The following is a 20,072-nucleotide window of genomic DNA, read 5'->3' on the forward strand; positions in this document are numbered from 1 at the left end:
TATACGCACGTACTTTTATTAATTGAAAGGAGCATGTCAAAGTGGATAACAACCTGGTAGAAATGCTTGTTGAGGAGCTGGAGGCTGGTAGTAAGAACGAAGAGAAACTATGGCGCGAACTTTTGCTGGAAGTTGTTTCGGGCGCCACCGGAAATAATTTGCGTGAGGCGATACGGGAACCCTTGTTTGGGTTGCTTCAAGAACTGGGAGAAACGGCGCTGGGGGCAAAGCTAAAGCTAGTCATCGAGCGTGTTCCAACTTTTCCAACAGCTGAACTTTTGCTGCTGGTTATGGAACTCTGGGGTGAAAGGCACCGAGAGAGGGACCAGATTCAGCGCGAGCTTGAGCGCATGCTTTCGGAGCTGGCAACGCCGATAATCCGCATTTGGAGGGAGATACTGCTGCTACCACTGATTGGCGGCCTGGATAGTGACCGGGCGCAGGGTATGGCAGAAAGGCTTTTGGATCGCGTCAGTGCCACGCGGGCCAGAGTGGTAGTTGTGGACGTCACCGGTGTCCCCACGATTGATACGGTAGCGGGTGGTTTTCTCATCGAAACGTTTAGCGCAGTGAAGCTGCTGGGAACGGAGGTTATCCTAACCGGCCTTAAGCCCGAAATCGCCCACACCCTGGTTAAGCTGGGGATCGATTTCCGCATGGTGGCGATAGCGCGTGACCTTGAAGATGCTCTGCGCCAGGCTATAGCCATGATCGAGGAAGACAGGAGCCGGCAGAGAAAAATCGTATGGGCGCGGGGCAGTAATTTTCCGGGTGAAGGTGGAGAACACGATGGCATTTAGAGAAAAGGTGGTCCCAACCATAAGGATTGGGGATTCTTTGTTGGTGCCCATCCAGATAGACCTGGACGATAAGACTGTGGAGCAGCTGCAAGCACAGCTTTTGGCGGAAATTCAGGAGCACCGGGTACGGGCGGTTATTCTGGACGTACGGATGGTGGAGGTAATCGACAGCTATATATCCTATACTCTTACGGAGACTGCCGCCATGGCCCGCCTGATGGGTTGCCGCACGGTGATCTGCGGTATTCAGCCTCCTGTGGCCCTGACCCTGGCACAAATGGGGATAGAAATGCAAGGTTTTTTGGTTGCCCGTGACCTCGAGCACGCTATCGGTATGGTATATTCGCCCTGAGAGAGGAGTTAGGAGGTTTTGGACGGGAAACTAAGGGAGTTGCTGGATATTTCGGAAAACGACTTTGACGTGGTGGTGCGCATCTCCCGGGAAGAAGATATTGCCATAGCCAGACAGATGGCCAAGCAACTTGCCCAAGAGCTTGGTTTTTCTCTTGCTGATGTAACCAAAGTAGCCACTGCGGTTTCTGAACTTGCACGCAATATCTAGATTCTGCTGAAAAACTCAGCCATAAAGATCCTTGAAAACCTAGATAAATCAAGGGATTCCGGTCTCCGTGGCGAATTGTTTAAGGTGACCAAACCAAAACAAACACCAGGAGGGAATCCCTATGCTGATCATGGTTCAACATAAAAACTTCGGTTCCTGCGGAGGTGAGCAGTAATGCTATGCCTCCGACAGGAAGAAAGTCGACAAGTATCATTCTTGGACTACATATTGCCGCCGGAGGTGCTTGAACTCCCGGAAGATCTGGCCAAACTCGACGCCTGGTTGGACGATGAGCGCTTCTTCGAACCATTTCAGGACAAGTACCATCGGTGTTTGGGGCGACCGTCCGTACCGGCGGAAACCTATTTGCGTATGACAGCACTCAAGCACCAGTACAGACTCAGCGACCGGCAGGTCTGTGCTCTGGTTAAGGATCGGATCAGCTGGCGCCGGTTTTGTCGCATTCCCTGGAATAAGCCGGTGCCCCATCCCTCCAGCCTGACTAAAATCCGGCAGCGGTTGGATGCAGACGGGAGCGATCACATGGCGGCACTGAACGCTCATCTGGTCCGTAAGGCGCAGGAAGAAAAGCTCTTAAAAAGCCGCAACAAAGTGCGAGTGGACACCACCGCAATCGAAGCCAACATCCACCATCCCACCGATTCCGGCTTGATCGCGGACTCGGTACGGGTGGTGACGCGTCTGGCGAAAAAGATCCAGGCCGTCGCCGATAATACCAGTGTGGCCATTCGGGATCGCACGCGCAGTATCAAGAAACGGGTGCTGGCGATCGCCAAAGTACTGAAACGGCGCACCGGAGAATCCATCCAGGAAGTGCGGCGGATCACCGGCGAAATGGCCGACATCGCTGAAAAGACCCTGCAGGATGCCCGGAATGTAGTACAGCATCTGCACCAGCAGGCCCGGCACCTTGCGGGAACCGCCCGGGACGAAAAGCGACGCCTGGCCGCTCGGTTGGAGAAAATCTTGGACCTGGGCGAACAGATCGTCAGCCAGGCGCGTCAGGTCAACGCCGGCCAACTAAACCTGCCGGAGCGGGTGGTAAGCCTTTCCGACCCGGAGGCCCGGCCCATTCGGCGCGGCAAAGCACATAAAGAAACCGAGTTCGGCTACAAAGTGCGCCTGACCGAAAGCACGGAACGCTTGGTGACCGAGTATGACGTGATGATGGGTAACCCCCCGGACCATCAATTGCTCATTCCAGGAATTGCGGAGCACATCCACCGCACCGGCCGGGTGCCAGAAGGTACCGCTACCGATCGTGGTTTCTGGAATGCCGGTAACGAAAGCGCCTTACAAGCTCTGGGTATACGTAAAATCAGCCTGCCTTATAAAGGTAAACGCAGTCACAGTCGTACCGGACACGAGCGCCAGTCCTGGTTTCGGCGGCTGCAACGCTGGCGAGCCGGTCAGGAAGGAACGATCAGCGTGCTGAAAAGGCGATATGGACTCAAGCGAACGCTATACCGCGGACTGGCCGGATGTCGCCGCTGGGTGGGCGGGGCCGTCTGGGGATACAACCTGAACCGAATCGCTAAGTTGATCTAAGCCCAGGCAGGAACGTTAAACCATGATCAAATTGTCAAGGATCAACTGCCGAGAAGTAGTCGGCAAAGTGCTTTTTTCAGCAGAATCTATCTAGGTTTTCAAGGATCTTTATGGCTGAGTTTTTCAGCAGAATCTATCTATCGCTATGCACAACCTGGTAAAATAATGATCCGTAAACGGCTCGAGAAGAGCGGCGGGCCTGCCATACAGGTGGTGGCGTATGATCGTGGTCCGGGCATCGAGAGCGTAGACAGGGTTCTGACAAAAGGCTACACGACGCATGAGCGTAGCCTGGGTATAGGCTTGTCGGGAATAAGGCGCCTTATGGATTTTTGTGAGATTGCCTCCGAAGTCGGCACTGGCACCGTGGTGAGGGTGGAAAAGAGGAGGCGCAAGTTTTGAGTTTACAAGTTGAAAAACCGGAAGCTGACGATCAGGCACGGGAAGGCTCCGGGTGGGAAGTGTCGGCATATTCGCGTCCCCACTGGCGGGAGAAGGTAAACGGCGACCTTTGTTATACTAAAGAATTTGGTACCCACGCACTTGTAGTTGTAGCAGATGTGCTGGGCCACGGGGAGGGAGCACACCGCGGGGCGGTGGTCCTGGCGCAGGCGATGCAGCGGGCCGCGGGGGTTCTGCAGCAGACATACTCCGTTCTGGAAGAAGCGGCTTCACAGACGCGGGGATGCGCTCTTTTCCTGGCCCTGCTTGACCGGAAAGCGATAGAATACATCTTGGTCGGAAACATCAGAGGGTGGGTGCTGACGCGAAAACGTACGGAGCTTCTGGTGGGGCAGCCGGGCATTGCAGGCAAGAGAGTGTTAAATCCTACCATCCGCCGGCTGGAGCTGCCGGGGCCTGCCCTTTTTCTGGTTTGTACCGACGGGATCAAGCGCAGCTTTTCGCCTGTAGGATTACCATGGCTCTGGGAGGGAACAGGGGAAGAAACAGCTTGCCGTGTGGTAGAGAGATACGGCATCGCTGAAGACGATGCCAGCGTGCTAGTAGGAAGGAGGTATGTCTAGTTGTCGGGGGAATTCTATTCAACTTACCGCAGTTATCTTGAACGTTATATGTACGAAGGGGCTGCGGAGGGGGTGCTGCTGGAAGCGTACCAGGATCTGCCGCGCTGCCTGGACGAGGGTGATGCGCAGGCCGCCAGCATTTTGGACGTGCATACGCGGGCACTGCGCGAAGTCATGGGAATTAAGCGGGACAGCGACAACGTGCAGTGGATATACATAGCCCGGGCGACCGAGTTTTTGGCCCAGATCCTGATAGTTATTGATACGTTCCTCCTCCAGCTAAAGGAAAGGGTGGAGCGCGATCCCCTTACTGGGCTTTGTAACCGGCTAGCCCTTTTTCGCATGCTTCCCCAGATGCTCGAAAAAGCACAAAAACAGGGCAAGCCGCTTGTTGTGGCCATGCTCGATTTGGATGATTTTAAGCGAATAAATGACCAGTACGGCCACCAGGTTGGCGACGAAGCACTCCGTTCCGTAGCTGGTCTTATCAAAAGAATTTTGCGGAATGATGACCTGGCCGTTCGCTTCGGCGGTGAAGAATTTGTAATTGTCCTTCCGGCGACGGATTTTGCTAAAGCCAGGATTCCCCTGGAACGAATTCAGGCCCAAATAGCAGCGGTAAGGATACTGCCGGAGGTGGAGGGTCTTAAGGTAAGTATAGGAGTTGCCGGGTATGCCGGCCGTGGCTCTGTCGATCCCGACGAGCTAATCCGGCAAGCGGATGAAGCGATGTATCGAGCCAAAGAATTGGGCAAAAACAGAGTGGCCTTTGCCAAGGGCGATGATGGGGAGTGAGTGTGCATGAGGTTTTCAAAGGGAATGCTGGAGCTTATTGAAGAACTAAAATTCCAGGCTGGTCAATTGCCCTTGGATTGGGTAGAGGTTACTGGAAAGGCGGCGCAAGCATACGTTGGGCGGTTGCGGACCTTGCTGGAGCGGGCAGGGCAAGAGGCGAACGAGGCGGAACTGCGCGGAGCAGCGAGCGACTTATTGGCGTTGTTTGCTGGAAACCATGACGAGGAACTCTTGCGGCGGCGTATAGAACTCGGAAGAAAGCTGGGCGTTGCAGAAGTGTCGCTGGAGCAAATGGTAACAGCCTATGGGTTCTTTTTCGGGCGTTGGTGCGACGAACTGGTCCCGCTTATCCATACCCTGGAGAGAGAACTGAAAAGCTTTAAGTACGGCGGAACATCGTTGCTTATTGACCTTGGCCTGCTACTCCTGGGATACAGGGGAGAAGTAGCGCGTCAAATGCAGATGTTTTCGACAGTAGATGTCCTTACAGGCCTTTTGAGCCGCCGCAAGTTCGAAGAAGAGTTGCAGCAGGCAATCGAGTTTGCGCGGTGCACAAAAGGAGAGTTTTCTTTATACTGGATAGACATTGATAATTCTAAGCTGATTAACGACATTTACGGTTATACCGTAGGGGATATTGTACTGAAGGTTGTGGCTGGCTTTCTGCAGGAGTCGTTCCCCGACGCCTTTACTATTGCACGCATAGGCAGTGACGAATTTGGGATTGTGCTGATGGATACAGGTCCTGCTGAGGCCCTGGCAAAGGCGCAGGTGCTATGTCATGGCATTGCCGAGCTGCAAAGTCGTCCTTTGGGGGAGGAGGGCATTTTCATTACCAGCAGTATTGGCGTGGCTTCGTACCCCCACCATGGGCAAGCGCTGGCCGACCTTATGTTAGCTGCCGAGGTTGCTCAGGTAACGGCCAAGAGGAAAGGGAGGAACCGGGCGCAGCTCATAGATGCGGTCGACGAGAGTACTAATCCTACTGTGGTTCACGAGAGAATTCTTCTCTTGCGAGAAGCTCTGCGTTCGAAGGAGTGCATCGTCCCCTTTTATCAGCCGATTGTAGATTTAGAGACTGGCAAGCCATTAGGTTACGAAGTGCTTGCCCGCGTGAGGAGAGGAGAAAAGTTTCTTTCTGCCGGGCTTTTTATAGAGGCGGCCGAGCAATCCGGCCTTATGAAGGATATTGGTAATATCGTCATAGAGCAGGCCATGCGGGAAAAAAAGAGCTCTTGGGCGAAGAGCAAGCTTTTCTTTATTAACTTCTCCATGCGCGAGTTGGAGAACAGAGAAACTCCAGGGTTCCTGGCTGACCTGTTCAGCCGCTACGGCATTCGTCCGGAAGAAATTGTGGCCGAAATTACCGAGCGAGAAGCCGTGCTTGATATTAATGCCATGCATGCTTTCGCCAAGGAGCTGACAGATCTTGGGGTGCGCCTGGCGGTCGACGACTTTGGAAGCGGTTTTTCCTCATTTATTTATCTTCGTTACTTTGACTGTTACTTTGCCAAGATTGAGGGCTCCCTGGTGCGTGAGATAACCAGGAGTGGACGCTCCCGGATGATTGTAGAAAACATGGTAAAACTTTTGCAAGGGCTTTCGATAGAGGTGGTGGCCGAGTTTGTAGAGAACCGTGAAACAGCTGAAATTTTGCGCCGCGCCGGCGTTCGATACGGGCAGGGTTATTATCTGGGCATGCCCGTACGGTGCCCTGGTAACGGGGATTAGCGTCAATGTTTAATTCGCATTTTTTTCTTTCTATTCTGCGCTTTGATAATTTTTATGACGCCCGGTGCTTTTCCCGGAGAAAGTTGACAGCCCCTCGGGAAAGGGAGCGGGCTTACCCAGGTAATATCCCTGGCCGCAATCTATTTCAAGCTCCTGCAGTACTTTCAAAATATTTTCATTTTCCATAAACTCCGCGCAACGGCGTTCATGGCCTGGACCAGGGCGCGGTTGACAGGATCTTTGTCCACGTTGCGGACAAAGGAACCGTCGGATCTTGAGGTAATCCACCTGAAGGATGCGGAGGTTAAGAATAAGGACGAAAAGCCTTCGCCGAAGTCATCCAGGGCAAAGCGGCAGCCGGACGAAAAGCCTTCGCCGAAGTCATCCAGGGCAAAGCGGCAGCCGGCGCTTTTAAGCCTGTGGATCCAGCGACCGGCCCGTACCAGGTCCTTTACGGCAGCCGTTTCGGTTATCTCAAAACCGATCCGGGAGGGATCTATGCCGCTCTTGCGGATGTTATCTTCTATGAATTCCAGCAGGTGTAACGGTCAAGTGTTTTGGAGAAATTTCGGCCAACAATTTTCCAGAGTTTTTGCCAATTAGAAAACTTTTAGTGTGTTATCACCCCCCCTGTGCGCTTCAGGCATTATCCCCCCCCGGCATCCTCGGCCGTCAAGACCAAGGGGCTTCGCCTCCCGCTTCGCGAGGTCTTGACCGCCTGCGGGTCCGGTGGGGCGCAGTAACCAAGCGCCAGGGATCAAGCCTTTAGTATGGTGTTCCGGTACTCTAAGGCTGATCGGGGCGCAGCTTGTAGAGATCGATGTTTTTAACCTGGTGCTGCTATTCCGGCAGGGATTACCTCCCCGGCGCAGAATGAAGAATCAGGTAATTTGCCGTAATATATGGAGGTAAGCCATGCTGGCCACCGTCCATTCCGTGGCACTTTCCGGGATCGAGGGGCATATTGTCAAGGTCGAGGTCGATGTGGCCGGGGGCCTGCCGGGTTGGGAGATTGTGGGTACGAATGTCCAACTTTGCTGTGTATCACCCGGGAGTTCCCGGAGCCAGGTAGGTACGCCAAGATAGGCACCGGCCTTGCTCCTGAAATAGATAAAAAACTTAAACGGATAGCCGCTGAACGGGGCGTCACTCAGGCCGACCTGCTCCGGGAGGCGGTTTCTTGGTTTTTAGAGCAGGGGATGGGGGAAATCCCGCCGCGCATACGCGGCAAGGTCGCGCAGGTGCGGCGCACCCTGGACCTTCCGGAAGGGCATGCGAAGAAGATAAGAGAGATTGCGACCCGGATGCAAGTCTCGTGTTCTTACGTGATCGAGTATGCCGTTCAGTGCCGTTTTCGCTTGTAGTGCCGGACTATTGCTTCTTGGTCAATCCGGCCCGGGAATCTGCCAGTCATACCCATTCGACCGCGACAGGCACTTGAAGATCAGGTACCCGTACTCCGCAAAGGTCAGGAGCGCATTCCTCGCGTCCCCGGCCGAAAGCGTCAAAACGTAGCCCGTTGGCTCGTGGCGGCCTGGGAAGTGCTCGGATAGGAGTTCCATGATGGGCTTCGGCAGCCTCCACACGCGGGCGGGCCTGATTGCGGAGCTAGTGTGCACGATTGCCTGCCTGACTTCCGAAGCCGCCTTGTACCATGCTACAAGGTTTATCTGGCGTCTGTTGGTTTTCTCGATTATCCCAAGTTCCGGAGCCAGCCTTCTGATGCACCCCAAGACCTGCCGGCTGTCTCTGCGGTAGTACTCGCGCACCGCCCGCAGCCAGCCCTCGCGGCTGCTGATGGGCCCCAGCTTGCCGGCGATATTCCTGGCCTGGAGCTTGTCCTGATTTTCGAAGAAGAAGAACCCCGCGGTGTCGTAAAGAAAAGTCCCGAAGGCGTCGTAAGCCTGGGCTACGGACCAGGCCGACTGTTTCTGAACGAGATCGTCCACGATGGCCCGATACTCCTCTTCTTGTGCAACGGACGCCCTCGGCGTGAAAGTAACGGGGACGCCGCCCCCGGCCAGGTCGCAAACGTTGAGGGGTATGCCGGTGGACGTGCCGGCCGGGAGGTCGGCCAACAACTCGCGGGCCTGGTTCAGCAGGCTCTCAAGGCGGGTGAGGGTGTCGTTAATTTCACTCAACTGATTCAAGAAATCCAGGAGCGGCTCCCGGATCGGGTTGGTGGTGGGCGTCAAATCCTGCACATCCTTGCCGGTAACGCATGGCAGCTCACGCATTGCAACCACCTTGCAGCGGCAGGTTTGGCCAACAAATTCCACCAAGCCCCCTAAAATCCTGCAAACAAGATCAAATTTGGCCGGAATGCCACGATGCGACACTCTTGGGTATATCAACATACAAGCATCCGGCTGCTTTGTGCTCTGCCAGAGCGGCCGCAAGGACCTGGAGCTCCAAACGGTTCCGGGATTTTTGTTTTCAAGACTTTCTAGCTTTCAAAGGAGGCGATTCTATGGGAGTCACGTTGCGGTCCTTTCAGGAACTGGGAGCCTATCTCAAGAGATTTCCATCCAGCGATCACCAGGAACACAAGGCGGCTGTTATTGGGTGCGCCAAGGTGATCGTCACCAAGCACGCCGTCGAACGCCTGTTAGACTGGCGGCGGACCGGGAGTCTTTCGGTCAGGGACGCCGAAGAAACGCTGGCCCGGGCCGTCCGGGAAGGTCAACCGGCGGGTAAGCGTCCCGGTGGCGCCGTCGAGTACGTAAGCGTCAAATAGCCCCCACCTAGCTTTTCGCCCTCCCAAATGAGATACTCTACGCAGCAAAAATCGAAGGAGGGCATCGCCACGTGACCAAAGCAGAGCTACAGGGCTTACGAAACCAATGGGCCACCAGAGTAGCCGAGTTTCAGGCCAGCGGGCAGAGCGTGTCCGCCTGGTGCGCGGAACAGCAGGTAAAACCCCATCAACTAAGATACTGGCTCAAGAAACATTCCCAAGCCGTCGGAAATGCACCGACCCAGTGGTTGTCACTGAACTTAAGAGACCTTGCTAATCCACCCCTGGTCATCAGAATCGGCCAAGCCACCGTCGAAGTGCGGCCGGGCTTTGATCCCGATCTACTTCGTGATGTGGTGCGCACCCTGGCACAATGATCAGAGAAACCGAACACCACCGGGTCTATCTGGCTTGCGGCAGCACCGACCTGCGCAAATCCATCGACGGGTTGGCCGTATTGGTCAAGGAAGGATTCCGCCTGGATCCGTTCTCCTCGTGCCTTTTCGTGTTCTGCAACCGCAAACGGGACAAACTCAAGATCCTCCAGTGGGAGCATAACGGTTTCTGGCTGCACTATCGTCGGCTCGAGCGCGGCAAATTCCAGTGGCCGACCAAAGATAATTCTGGAACAGTCGCACCGGTCACCTACCGGGAGTTGCGTTGGCTGCTTGACGGTCTGTCACTTGCGCAGCCAGCCCATTCGGAGGTCAGGGCCAGAACGATTTTGTAATAAAGAAAATGATGTTTAAGCCTTGATTTTAAAGGGTTTTTCGTGCCATGTGTCGAATTGGTAGACATGGATAATGCAGCGAAAACCATCGAAGAACTCCAGATAAAATGTGCTTTACAGCAACAGCAAATCGCTGAACTAACGGCCAAACTTAACTGGTTTGAAGAACAGTTCCGTCTCAGCCAACAGCGTCAATTCGGCCGCTCCAGTGAGCAGACCCAAAACCAAGTGGAGCTTTTCAACGAGGCAGAGGCCGAAGCCAGAGCGTCTTTCGAACCAACGATCGAGGAAATCACCTACCGCCGCCGCAAAAAGCAGGGCCGGCGCCAGGAACAGCTAAAGGATCTGCCGGAGGAGATCATTGAATACCGGCTCGCTCCGGAAGAGCAGAGATGTGCCTGCGGCGGCGCCCTGCACGAAATGAGCACCGAGGTCAGGCAGGAACTCAAAATCATTCCGGCCCAGGTCAGTGTCGTCAAGCACGTCCGCTATGTCTACGCCTGCCGCCGCTGTGAACGGGAAGACATCAAAACCCCCATCGTCACCGCCCCGATGCCGGCGGCGGTACTGCCGGGAAGCCTGGTTTCCCCCTCGGCCATGGCCTACATTATGACCCAAAAGTACGTGGAGGGCATGCCGCTTTACCGCCAGGAACAACACCTGGCCCGTCGGGGCGTGGAACTCTCCCGCCAAACCCTGGCCAACTGGATGATCCAGGGTGCGGATCGCTGGCTAAGCCTCCTGTATGCCCGGATGCACAAGCATCTACTGGCGCAAGACATCCTGCACGCCGATGAGACGACCTTGCAGGTACTCAATGAACCGGGCCGGTCGGCGCAAAGCACTTCCTACCTCTGGCTTTACCGCACCGGGCGGGCCGGACCGCCAATAATCCTTTATGACTACCAGACCACCCGGGCCAGTAAACATCCCCGCCGGTTCTTGTCCGGCTTTAAGGGTTACCTGCATGTCGACGGCTATACCGGCTACAACGAACTGCCGGATGTGACCCTGGTCGGGTGTTGGGCGCATGCCCGGCGCAAGTTCGACGAAGCGCTAAAAGCACTGCCCAACGCCCAGCGCGGTGCGGCGGTGGCCGCCAAAGAAGGGTTGGAGTTCTGCAACCGTCTCTTTGCCATCGAACGGGAGTTCCGTGAAGTCACTCCCCAGGAGCGTCATACGCGTCGCCAGGAACTCAGTCGGCCGGTGGTGGAGGCTTTTTCAGCCTGGCTGAAATACCAGAGCCCCAGAGTTCTGCCGAAAAGCGCCTTCGGCCAAGCCATCAAGTATTGCCACAACCAGTGGGACAGGCTTACCGTCTTTCTGGAAGACGGCCGCCTGGAGTTGGACAACAACCGCAGTGAGCGCTCCATTAAACCATTTGTCATCGGCCGTAAGAACTGGCTATTCGCGAACACCGCCCGTGGGGCAAGCGCCAGTGCCATCATTTATAGTGTTGTGGAAACAGCGAAGGAAAACGGCCTCAACCCCTTCAGTTACCTGCAGTATCTTTTTGTAAAGCTGCCGAACATGGATATTCAGGATGAACAGGCCTTAGAAGAGTTGCTTCCCTGGTCGGCAACACTGCCACCGATCTGTCGGGGTGGCAAGTAGTCTATTAGAGAGTCTAAATCAATCCTCACCTGGCTTTAAAGGTGGGAAGTATTTGACGCTTACGATGGTACTACCAACTGTCTCATAGCAGACGTAACAATGTCACTGATTTGGAGTAGATCATTTGTCTCCGAACTTGCCGTAACTATCTCAAACTCCGTATCAGTCTTAACACCGACGGACCTGTTTAAGAATGCTTGAAGCCCAACGGGAATATAGTTGTCCCAGTGTGGTCTATTTTTTTCATCTAGTACGATAACACAGCGCCGCTCCGGGAAATGGCCACCAAACCTTCCAAATAACCGGCTCATCAAGTTGTCATAGATGTCGACGCAGGAGCAGTCTCGCCACCCGGCCAATTGATCAGCCTCACTTACGTAAAGCAGCCTTGCATACCAAGTCTTCCGGTACTTGGCGAGTAGAGCAAGAAGAGCCTGGATCATTTCGTATTGGCGATCATTTTGCTGGCGGGAAACCTTGTGAAAGTGTAACTCCCGCCAGAAACGGCTATCGTGTCGCAGACGACGGGCTACGTTCAGCCAGAACACAGGCATCCAGGTGAACCAAGCACCCGCCAAAAAGGCCTGGTTCGCACGCAGACAACCAGATTCGTCCACGAAGACATACATCGTCTTTACCGCTTTAACTGTCAATAATGTCTCTCCCCTGCGGTTGTTTTTCGACTTCACGACTGTTTCGATTCTACCTCGGCGGTCCGCACACGCTGCACGCCGTATAACCACTTGCTTTGGCGTTTGATAAGCTCATCGGGATCTGGCTCTTGGAGAGATATCTACACCCTCCCCGGTGATACTTTGAACCTGTTCGGGTTACATATACGGTGACATCCTGTTTTTGTATCTGGGGTGTAGAACTGGGCATCGTCAGGATTGGTGAAGATGTGGATGAGGATATTTGTCCGGGATTGCACACGCTACACGGGGTGTATCCGCTGGCTACGGCATTGGATAGGTCTATCGGGATCTTGCTGCGGGCAAGGTACTGGCAACCGTTCCGGTGATACTTAGCGCCGGTTTTAGTGATGTACACAGTATTGCCTTGGGTTTGCACCTGCTGCTGCGAGGGGGTTGTCGTCGTTACGCTTTGAGACTGCTGCTGGAGAGTCGTCGGCTGGGTCACCTCGGTCTTGGCTGGTGCCGGCGCGATGTACACGGGCTGGCCGGTACTAGAAATAACCACGGTCTGATTGGTGCTATCCCAGCCGACCCAAGCGCCGAAAGACTCGCTCACAAAACGAAGGGGGACCATGGTCCGACCGCGGACGGTCTTGGCGGGCACGTCAAGCAAGACCGGCTGCCCATTCTTATAGGCGATCATACTGCCTAAGGTTAGTCTGACTTGGGTGTCGGCTCTCGTGGCCGTTACGGTCTGTGTGGCATCGTCCCATTGGACGAAGGCGCCCAGAGCCTCAAGTGTCCCCCGAAGTGGAACCAGGGTGCGCCCCTGTTCGGAGACCGGGGGGGGTACGTCAAACGTCAGGTCCTTGCCGTCCAGTACCACCCGGGGCGCTGCTTGGGCCGTCAGGGTGAAGGCCAGGCAGAGGATCAAGACAAACAGGGGGGTTGTCCATCTGCGCATAGCAGAAAACCTCCTCATATCGGTTTTTGAGGTAACGGTTGTGGACCGCTATGACTGCTGCAGATAGGCTTGAGCAGTCTGCACCCCCAGTCGAAAAGATTGTCCCTTTTTGTCGAACCCCCATTAGATACTGTAACCGCCTCGCGGCGGATTAACCTGCAGCATCTCGACCTATTCCCAATCACCCGTATGTATTATTCCTTTTGATCCACCTCTAGCATATTCAGCCCAATAAGGCAGACGGCTTATTAGAAAGTCTTTTCTTTCTTCGGTAATCCAACGACCTTTCTTAATGGCGCCATCTAAGTCTCTAATATTCAAATGGTATTCCGCTAGTGCCGGGCCCAGTATGAAGGTGGGTGGTACAGCCAGCGCAGAATAGTAGTGATGGTTAGTTTTCTTTACGCATATCAGATCCTGAGCTTTAGGGTTTGGTGTTAACCGGTCGAAAGTCATGTGGTACTCATCATCACGAGCAAATTGGGCACGTTTACTTGCTAATTCGGGTCTGTCTTCAAACTCGGCACGACTGCCGTGGATTAATACATAAAAGGGGTGGAATGTTCTTGAACGATGTAGTGTTGATGGAACTTGGTAGTATTCGAGGAATAGCCTTTGGTTAGCACCGTTGTTGAACCAGGTTTTCCATTCTGCCAATTGATCCAAGGCACGTGTAAGATCGCTGTGTTGGCCACCCCTGGCTGTGAACCAGCGCTTAGTAGGAGTCTCGATTTCGATCAAAACCGGATGGAGGTATCCACTGTTTGTTGCCAACCACATAAAATCGGGGATTTTCGTCCCTAGTCCTGACAAAGGTGGTTGCGAAATAAGGGCTGCGGGGAAGGGGTAATGTCCAGATTCAGGCCAACCAAAGGGTCCTGGCAGGAGACAGGGGTTCTCCTCGAGGAACCCTTGTAGAATTCTTTCATCACTGGCGTCTTCAGAGCTTAGGATGTCATGCCATTGACGGATAATGGCCCCGCTATAATCGCCCCAAGATATAGGAGGTGGACCAGAGACAATCATGTATCTCTTATCGAAAGAATCGCTTCTTGAGATGATAAGCTCCCCCCCCTTCGTCTACCACAACTCCTCTTGCTCGGGCCCTTTCCCCTTCCTCTTGCGCTCAGCGTTCTTGAAGGTGCTTACGGCCATTTTCGGATGCTGGAGTTCTCGACCATCCAGGAGCTCTCTAGTCGTAATGATCTGCAGTCGCGGATACCTTTGGGTTCCCACTGGCGTTTCGCGCTCATAAAATCCGGCCGATGCCGCTTCTGTCTTCATTGGATCGGTGGGCTCCTTAAGTGTTATGAACGCCCCGATGACTGCTTTTTCGCGTCCCATCACACCTTTGAGGTCCCGGATCTGGCTAACCGAAACGTTGCCGCTCTTTACCTGGATCACGATCCTTTTAGCCTTGCCGCTGGCATCGTCAAAGAAGTCTATGGAACCGTCAACGCCGGTGTCCGCACCCTTTTTCTTATCTTGGGCAGGCCTGGCCGTTACTTTGCTCAAGGCCCACCACTCGAACTGATACCGATTGTGCTCGGCAAGGGCCTCGGCGCTACGCAGGTCCTTAGGATCACCCAGGACCTCGTAAGGTGATAACTCCGGACCGAAAGCACTTTCCAGGCGGTGTTTCATGTGGGCAATAGCGAGATGGGTGATGTCTATTCCGATCCACCGGCGGTTCAGGAGCTCAGCCACGGTTACAGTGGTCCCGCAGCCGCAGAAGGGATCCAGGACAAGATCACCTTCATTGCTACTTGCGTTAATTATGCGTTTCAAAAGCGCCTCGGGTTTTTGTGTTGGATAACCAAGGCGTTCTTTACTGGTATTTCCTACTCTTGGAATGTCCGCCCATATTGAGTCGGCGATTTTGCCGGGCATTTCATCAAGATAGACTTTTAGGCCGTCTAACCGAGGGCTGCCGTCTTTCTTGGCAAGTATGCGCCCATCACGCCATAATTCTTCCAACTGCTCTATTGGAAGACCCCAGCCCCTATGCGGAGGCGGCTTGGTTCCGCGCCATTCAAACTTCCGGCTGGCAGACGTAGACACGATGGTCAGATCCTGTCCGGTGAACAGTCGGCCGGAAGCGTCTTTTTTGTATCTACGTAGCTGCTCTTCTGAATAGGCCGTGAATTCCGGCTTAAACAAGAATTGGTCCGTTTTCGAATAGAACAGTAGTACGTCATGGATTCGGGGGAACTGTCGCGATTTCATATTGTGGGCGTTAGTTCTCCGCCAAATGATTTCATTTCGAAAATGCCGTGCGCCAAAGATAGAATCCATAATAAGCTTAAGGTAGTGACTAGCTGTGGGGTCACAATGAAGGTAGATACTTCCTGTAGATTTTAGTACCCGATGCATATCGAGCAACCGAATGGCAAGCATAACCACATAAGCCATCATGTCATTCTGACCGAGGAAGGAACGCAGAGCCTGGATCAAGTCCGCCAGCCTCTTGGGGCCGCCGGTAACCACTTCGCGGTAGGCCTCCTCGGACTCCAAACCCCAGTGCCAAGTGTCTTCAAAGGCCGTAATCTGCGCGGCGGACTGGGTGCCGTTCTTCTCCTGAAAGAGGACGTTATAAGTGGCGTTTGAGTTAAACGGCGGGTCGAGGTAAATCAGGTCCACGCTTCCATCGGGAATGTAATCTCGCATGATGCCCAGGTTATCCCCAAAGTAAAACTTGTTCTTCCAGCCGTCGGTCATTCGATCACGCCCATCGTATTAAGGTCTCAGGGTAGCTTCCAGACATAATACCGTCCCATGTCATCGAATACGACTTCACCTCGGTCACGAAACTTGGAAAGAATTCGGGACACGGCTTTGTTGGTCACATCCCGGCCATTTTTAACACAGTACTGCCGTATGTCTTCAGTAGTCCCACCCTGAGGGTTTGCCCTAAGATACTTCCGAATTAGGTCTGAGATTGTAGGCATTACTGTTCACTCTCCCTCCAGAACCCCGCTCCTGTAGCACTGTTGGCATTTCTACTCCCGTACCTGCTTCACCACGTGCGCAAACAGCTCGACAAGCCTTTCAATCTCCTGCGGCCACAGCCCGTAGGTGGCCGCCGTCTTTGCCAAGGAGGACCACTCCCTGGGTAACGTGAGCGATCACTTCAACTCTTAGTGCTCACAATGTTGTCATAACAGGCCAACACCAGTTCTTCAAGCTTAGCCAGGTCCTTGTGGGACCCGATATAGATTCTGCTTTCGCCAATGCCCTTCGATGCAGCTTCCACTCTGAAATTCTTCGCCAACTTCTGTGCCTGTTCGATCGGCAGCCGGGTAGTCAAGTGCCTATTTGTACTGTCCAAATTCAACCTTATGAGCCAGCGGGTAACACTCTTTAGAAAAATACCGTAGTAGATGGTGGTGTCCTTAGCGTTCAACTCTGAAATATCCCTGCCGTATTTCTCAAGAATTCTCTTAACAATGTCAAGGCTTTCAAGCTCTTCACCAGTGGTCACTATGGTACGACCAGCTTCTGCCTGTTTATTACTGTCAAGGGTCGGATCTGGAACGGTACCAATGTGATCCGATCCACTTAGGTCAGCAGCAGTTTCTTCCTGAAATAGGCCTTGACTCACAATTTCGAGTAAGGCGAGCGAAATAGATTTCTTTACAATAGGCCGGAAACGGTCGATAACATTACTTGTAATTCGCATATCGCTAAAATCTTTAATCAGGTAGCGAATAAACTCGTCCGGAGGATTCTTGAAAAGTTCCTTGAGCTTGGCATTGATATTAGATGTGTAAATGAGTTCTTCGGCGTACTTCACGAGGGTGTCGGTTTCAAAGAGGTCTTTTCTAAAACTCCCGAGCACTTCAATGTCGGCGTCAGTTAGGTTAGTGACATCTACTGTAAGGAAGGGCGCCGAATCCATGATGTTCGGCGAATTTAGATCGGTGAAAAACTTGTACTCCACTCCGTTAGTCAGGATAGCAAAACGAACCTGGGGTGTCGTGTTAAAATATCGTGCCAGTTGGGCATCATGATTGACTAGATCCTCAGATAAGGACTTCACTTCAATGAAGACTACCGGCGTACCTTCTTTGAATACGGCATAGTCAACCTTTTCGCCCTTCTTTTTGCCGAAGTCTGCAGTGTACTCTGGCCGGACTTCGAGCGGGTTAAAGACGTCAAATCCTAATACCTTAAGAAAGGGCATCACCAATACCTGTCTCACCATTTCCTCGTTTGCCACATGATCCTTACGCTCCCTAATCTGAGCCGACAGCCTCTGGATATCTTCTTTGAATCCCATCGAACTAACCCCTCTCCGAAGTAAAAAGATCAGCGAGCCGGTACCCGGATCTAAGAAGCTTCTTGAGCCCGTCCTGATCGGCTGCTCAGTTATCCTTCACCTGCCTTGGCACCTTTGCCATCATCTTGACCAAGGTCTCAATCTCCTGTGGACTCCACCCGAGAGAATGCGCGGTTGTCGCGAGTGAACCCCAGTCTTCAGAGAGACCGGTGGCAATAGTAATCCATGTCTCAGTCTCGGCAAGAGAAGGTGGGGGTTGCTTCAGTATTGCTACTACGGTTCCGACGATCCGGGCATTGGAAGGCATTATCCGGTCCTTGTACTCCGGATTCGCAGACCGCAACAGGTAATGCTTGCCGTTGTTCACATAGTATTTGATTGTACCACCCCAGTCGTTGTTCTCGATAGCGGCGACCACCATTTGTCCGTTGTGGGCCACTTCTGACCTGCGGCATAATGCAAAATCTCCCTCATTGATTCCAGCCCACACCATGCTATCTCCACTAACCTGGACAGCAAAGTCCGCCCGACATTTCTTGTCCAGTTCCAGGAAGCCTTCGTAGTAGTCCTCCGTTCTTATGGGTATTCTGGCCTTCACTACGCCGGCAACGACGGGTACTGGCTGAACATCCGATCCGAAAAACTCGGCAAGCGTGACCCCCATTGACTCACAAATGCGCATCAATGCTTCAAGCGAAGGAGATGTGTCACCAGACTCGATTTTAGAGATGTGTGACCGATCCAAAGCGGCAAGTTCCGCCAGCTTCTTCTGTGACATGCCGGCACGCTCCCTGAATCGAGCAATACGTGGACCAATATCCATGGATACGGCCTCCAGGTGAATATCATTCAACATCATCATACCTAAAATCCCCCAACAAAAAAGATGTGGGTTTTAGCCACACTACCTCTTGGCACGGTGAATACCAGCCACTATACTGGGACCAGGAGGGTGTGAATGTGAACCACCTAGGAAGTAGAATCAGGGCCACACGGAAGCGTATTGGCCTGACTCAAAGCGTGCTTGCCGAAAAAGTCGGGGTAGATCGTTCGCACATCAGCAAGTAGGTGCCGCAGGCTCTGCCTGGTGGGGCTCTCGCACCGCACCCAGCGGTTTCCCTGCTTGCGCTTCCAGTTGTCCTTGTGGGCCAGGAAGGCGCCGTCCCAGGCTTTGGTTTCCACCAGATAGATGCCGGGCGGGCCGATAAGAACGTGGTCCAGTTGGATGAACTCGTCGGGCTTGGGTTCCAGCACCACGTCGTTGAGGACGATCCAGTCCCTCGGCAGCATCAGCCAAAGGTTCAGAAAGGCGCTGTCCTCGCCGCCTTCGCCCTTCGCGTTGTCGCCGGCCCGCTGGACGTCGAACATCACGCCAGCTATGGGCTTTAAGGCCCAGGCGGCCCAGGAGGGCAGCTCCTCGTCGATCCGGTCCTTCATCTTGTCCTTCTCCCGGGCAACCTTTTCCTTGATCAACTGGCGGAAGCGTTCTTTGTTTTCGGAATTCTGGCGCATTCTACGGGCGGGCATCCTATCACCTCTACTCCTATCCATAACGGCCGAGCTACTTACCTAACAAGCTTTTCGCTCAGGCCCGTTACCGCCTTGACCACCGCGGACTTTGCCAGGGCTGCTGCCACCACTATCCCGATCATTAGTACCAAACCGATCAGATAGGCAATAAGCATCCTAAATGGCCGTGGTCTGGTCTTCCTTCTAGCCATTAGAACTCACCCTACGGTCTTATTGTGTTGTCTTGGTTCCCTGCGGACTCATCTCGGCGGCGCACACACCCGCACAGCTTAAACTCCCACGCCTTCACGTCAAAATGTGTCGTTGCCTGTCGAACCTCCATAAGACACTGAAACCGCCTCTCAGCGGTCGCCCAGGTTACCCTTTGCGTCTTGTGGACTGTCATTCGATACGATGTCCAAAACTCCTGCGCAGAGAGGCGCTTCCGCGCAAAACTGGCAGGATTCGACGGCATTCTCCGAAGGAAAACTGTCTCTGCCGCCGAACCAAGACAAAAATCCTCCGGAGGTTAAGAACAGGTGTCCCCGATGCGCAGATCCCTTTGGATTCTTGCTTTGGCTTTAATCTTGGCCTTCGCCCTCGTCCTGCCGGCCGCGGCCCAACCCACGGTCACCGTAGACGGCCAGGCGCTTGCCTTCGACGTGCCGCCGGCGGTTGAGCAGGGCCGCACGCTGGTTCCATTGCGGGCCATCTTCGAGGCCCTGGGCGCAGACGTGGCGTGGGACGCCGCCACGCAAACGGTCACCGGCACGAAGGGTGCCACGACCGTCAGGTTGACCATCGGCTCCAGGACCGCCTTTGTCTCTGGCCAGGCTGTGACCCTGGACGTGCCAGGGAAGATCATGGGCGGCCGCACGTTGGTGCCGCTGCGCTTCGTCGGCGAGAGCCTCGGCGCGGAGGTCGTGTACGACAGCGGGCGGATCACCATCCGGTCCGGTGATGCAGCACCCGCGCCCTCCGCTCCGACGGCCGGGGCCAAGGTGCACTTCATCGACATTGGCCAAAGCGACGCCATCTACATTGAGAAATTAGCCGCCGCATCCTTCCCATTTTAATGGGGAGTCAAGGCGGCCAGACTTTAGGAGCACTTGTTTTTGCAAT

The 20,072-nt window shown here is 54.0% G+C and carries 24 protein-coding genes; 15 read left to right on the forward strand and 9 right to left on the reverse strand.

Annotated features, from left to right (window positions below):
• Nucleotides 1-41: 41 nt before the first annotated feature.
• The 7 genes from DAUD_RS03490 (at nucleotide 42) to DAUD_RS03525 (ending at nucleotide 6,482) form a co-directional block, all read left to right on the forward strand.
• Nucleotides 42-800: an STAS domain-containing protein gene (locus tag DAUD_RS03490; protein ID WP_012301812.1), complete on the forward strand. Its 759-nt coding sequence runs from the start codon at nucleotides 42-44 to the stop codon at nucleotides 798-800.
• Complete coding sequence (locus DAUD_RS03495) at nucleotides 790-1,152, forward strand: STAS domain-containing protein (protein ID WP_012301813.1); 363 nt, start codon at nucleotides 790-792, stop codon at nucleotides 1,150-1,152. The genes DAUD_RS03490 and DAUD_RS03495 overlap by 11 nt, the downstream gene beginning before the upstream one ends.
• Nucleotides 1,153-1,170: 18 nt before the next feature.
• Complete coding sequence (locus DAUD_RS03500) at nucleotides 1,171-1,362, forward strand: ATP-binding protein (RefSeq protein ID WP_200858726.1); 192 nt, start codon at nucleotides 1,171-1,173, stop codon at nucleotides 1,360-1,362.
• Nucleotides 1,363-1,536: 174 nt separating this feature from the next.
• Nucleotides 1,537-2,931, forward strand: a complete 1,395-nt coding sequence (locus DAUD_RS03505) for an ISNCY-like element ISCde2 family transposase (RefSeq protein ID WP_012301814.1) — start codon at nucleotides 1,537-1,539, stop codon at nucleotides 2,929-2,931.
• 398 nt (nucleotides 2,932-3,329) lie between these two features.
• Nucleotides 3,330-3,956 carry a PP2C family serine/threonine-protein phosphatase gene (locus DAUD_RS03515; RefSeq protein ID WP_012301815.1) on the forward strand — a complete coding sequence of 209 codons (627 nt, stop codon included), beginning with the start codon at nucleotides 3,330-3,332 and terminating at the stop codon, nucleotides 3,954-3,956.
• Nucleotides 3,957-4,751, forward strand: a complete 795-nt coding sequence (locus DAUD_RS03520; RefSeq protein WP_012301816.1) for a GGDEF domain-containing protein — start codon at nucleotides 3,957-3,959, stop codon at nucleotides 4,749-4,751.
• A 24-nt stretch (nucleotides 4,752-4,775) separates the two neighbouring features.
• On the forward strand, nucleotides 4,776-6,482 hold the full coding sequence (locus DAUD_RS03525; RefSeq protein WP_166485090.1) for a putative bifunctional diguanylate cyclase/phosphodiesterase: 1,707 nt from the start codon (nucleotides 4,776-4,778) through the stop codon (nucleotides 6,480-6,482).
• A gap of 164 nt (nucleotides 6,483-6,646) precedes the next feature.
• Here the strand turns inward: DAUD_RS03525 and DAUD_RS12745 are convergent, their stop codons facing one another.
• Nucleotides 6,647-7,021: an EAL domain-containing protein gene (locus tag DAUD_RS12745; protein WP_083756695.1), complete on the reverse strand. Its 375-nt coding sequence runs from the start codon at nucleotides 7,019-7,021 to the stop codon at nucleotides 6,647-6,649.
• 376 nt (nucleotides 7,022-7,397) lie between these two features.
• Between DAUD_RS12745 and DAUD_RS12340 the strand changes: the two genes are divergently transcribed.
• Both DAUD_RS12340 and DAUD_RS12750 read left to right on the forward strand, forming a co-directional pair.
• Entirely contained in the window at nucleotides 7,398-7,568 is a 171-nt protein-coding gene (locus tag DAUD_RS12340; RefSeq protein WP_166485091.1) for a hypothetical protein, read from the forward strand.
• A 113-nt stretch (nucleotides 7,569-7,681) separates the two neighbouring features.
• Nucleotides 7,682-7,846: a hypothetical protein gene (locus tag DAUD_RS12750; protein WP_242647884.1), complete on the forward strand. Its 165-nt coding sequence runs from the start codon at nucleotides 7,682-7,684 to the stop codon at nucleotides 7,844-7,846.
• 21 nt (nucleotides 7,847-7,867) lie between these two features.
• On the opposite strand, the gene DAUD_RS03530 is transcribed toward DAUD_RS12750, so the two are convergent.
• Complete coding sequence (locus tag DAUD_RS03530) at nucleotides 7,868-8,719, reverse strand: hypothetical protein (protein ID WP_041570783.1); 852 nt, start codon at nucleotides 8,717-8,719, stop codon at nucleotides 7,868-7,870.
• Between the two features lie 233 nt (nucleotides 8,720-8,952).
• Between DAUD_RS03530 and DAUD_RS03535 the strand changes: the two genes are divergently transcribed.
• The 4 genes from DAUD_RS03535 (at nucleotide 8,953) to DAUD_RS03550 (ending at nucleotide 11,563) form a co-directional block, all read left to right on the forward strand.
• Entirely contained in the window at nucleotides 8,953-9,219 is a 267-nt protein-coding gene (locus DAUD_RS03535; RefSeq protein WP_041570784.1) for a hypothetical protein, read from the forward strand.
• 71 nt (nucleotides 9,220-9,290) lie between these two features.
• The gene (gene tnpA / locus DAUD_RS03540) at nucleotides 9,291-9,596 is read left to right on the forward strand and encodes an IS66 family insertion sequence element accessory protein TnpA (RefSeq protein WP_012301820.1); all 306 of its coding nucleotides are present in this window, start codon (nucleotides 9,291-9,293) and stop codon (nucleotides 9,594-9,596) included.
• Nucleotides 9,593-9,949 carry an IS66 family insertion sequence element accessory protein TnpB gene (gene tnpB, locus DAUD_RS03545; RefSeq protein ID WP_012301357.1) on the forward strand — a complete coding sequence of 119 codons (357 nt, stop codon included), beginning with the start codon at nucleotides 9,593-9,595 and terminating at the stop codon, nucleotides 9,947-9,949. Before tnpA ends, tnpB begins: the two co-directional genes overlap by 4 nt.
• Nucleotides 9,950-9,991: 42 nt before the next feature.
• Nucleotides 9,992-11,563, forward strand: coding sequence for an IS66-like element ISCde1 family transposase (locus tag DAUD_RS03550; protein WP_012301821.1), 1,572 nt, complete (start codon nucleotides 9,992-9,994; stop codon nucleotides 11,561-11,563).
• A gap of 59 nt (nucleotides 11,564-11,622) precedes the next feature.
• Here DAUD_RS03550 and DAUD_RS03555 read toward each other — a convergent pair whose 3' ends face one another.
• The 6 genes from DAUD_RS03555 to DAUD_RS11485 form a co-directional block, all read right to left on the reverse strand.
• Nucleotides 11,623-12,216 carry a DUF3800 domain-containing protein gene (locus DAUD_RS03555; protein WP_041570786.1) on the reverse strand — a complete coding sequence of 198 codons (594 nt, stop codon included), beginning with the start codon at nucleotides 12,214-12,216 and terminating at the stop codon, nucleotides 11,623-11,625.
• 49 nt (nucleotides 12,217-12,265) lie between these two features.
• Nucleotides 12,266-13,180: a copper amine oxidase N-terminal domain-containing protein gene (locus DAUD_RS13085; RefSeq protein WP_083756581.1), complete on the reverse strand. Its 915-nt coding sequence runs from the start codon at nucleotides 13,178-13,180 to the stop codon at nucleotides 12,266-12,268.
• Nucleotides 13,181-13,333: 153 nt separating this feature from the next.
• Nucleotides 13,334-14,188 carry a Shedu immune nuclease family protein gene (locus DAUD_RS11955; protein ID WP_012301824.1) on the reverse strand — a complete coding sequence of 285 codons (855 nt, stop codon included), beginning with the start codon at nucleotides 14,186-14,188 and terminating at the stop codon, nucleotides 13,334-13,336.
• Between the two features lie 54 nt (nucleotides 14,189-14,242).
• Entirely contained in the window at nucleotides 14,243-15,880 is a 1,638-nt protein-coding gene (locus DAUD_RS03565; RefSeq protein ID WP_012301825.1) for a DNA methyltransferase, read from the reverse strand.
• A gap of 412 nt (nucleotides 15,881-16,292) precedes the next feature.
• Nucleotides 16,293-17,441 (reverse strand): type I restriction endonuclease, encoded by a 1,149-nt coding sequence (locus DAUD_RS03570; RefSeq protein WP_012301826.1) that lies wholly within the window; start codon nucleotides 17,439-17,441, stop codon nucleotides 16,293-16,295.
• Between the two features lie 85 nt (nucleotides 17,442-17,526).
• Entirely contained in the window at nucleotides 17,527-18,303 is a 777-nt protein-coding gene (locus DAUD_RS11485) for a LexA family protein (protein ID WP_049752552.1), read from the reverse strand.
• On the opposite strand from DAUD_RS11485, the gene DAUD_RS13090 reads away from it, so the two are divergent.
• On the forward strand, nucleotides 18,249-18,509 hold the full coding sequence (locus tag DAUD_RS13090; RefSeq protein ID WP_416352922.1) for a helix-turn-helix domain-containing protein: 261 nt from the start codon (nucleotides 18,249-18,251) through the stop codon (nucleotides 18,507-18,509). The two genes, DAUD_RS11485 and DAUD_RS13090, sit on opposite strands and share 55 nt — an antisense overlap.
• Here the strand turns inward: DAUD_RS13090 and DAUD_RS03580 are convergent.
• A complete protein-coding gene (locus tag DAUD_RS03580) occupies nucleotides 18,411-18,953 on the reverse strand; it encodes a nuclease-related domain-containing protein (protein WP_049752553.1) in 543 nt (180 codons plus the stop codon). The two genes, DAUD_RS13090 and DAUD_RS03580, sit on opposite strands and share 99 nt — an antisense overlap.
• A 545-nt stretch (nucleotides 18,954-19,498) precedes the next feature.
• On the opposite strand from DAUD_RS03580, the gene DAUD_RS03585 reads away from it, so the two are divergent.
• Nucleotides 19,499-20,026 carry a copper amine oxidase N-terminal domain-containing protein gene (locus DAUD_RS03585; protein WP_012301829.1) on the forward strand — a complete coding sequence of 176 codons (528 nt, stop codon included), beginning with the start codon at nucleotides 19,499-19,501 and terminating at the stop codon, nucleotides 20,024-20,026.
• Nucleotides 20,027-20,072: the final 46 nt, after the last annotated feature.

Origin of the sequence: Candidatus Desulforudis audaxviator MP104C (assembly GCF_000018425.1) — a bacterium.
GTDB classification, from domain to species: domain Bacteria; phylum Bacillota; class Desulfotomaculia; order Desulfotomaculales; family Desulforudaceae; genus Desulforudis; species Desulforudis audaxviator.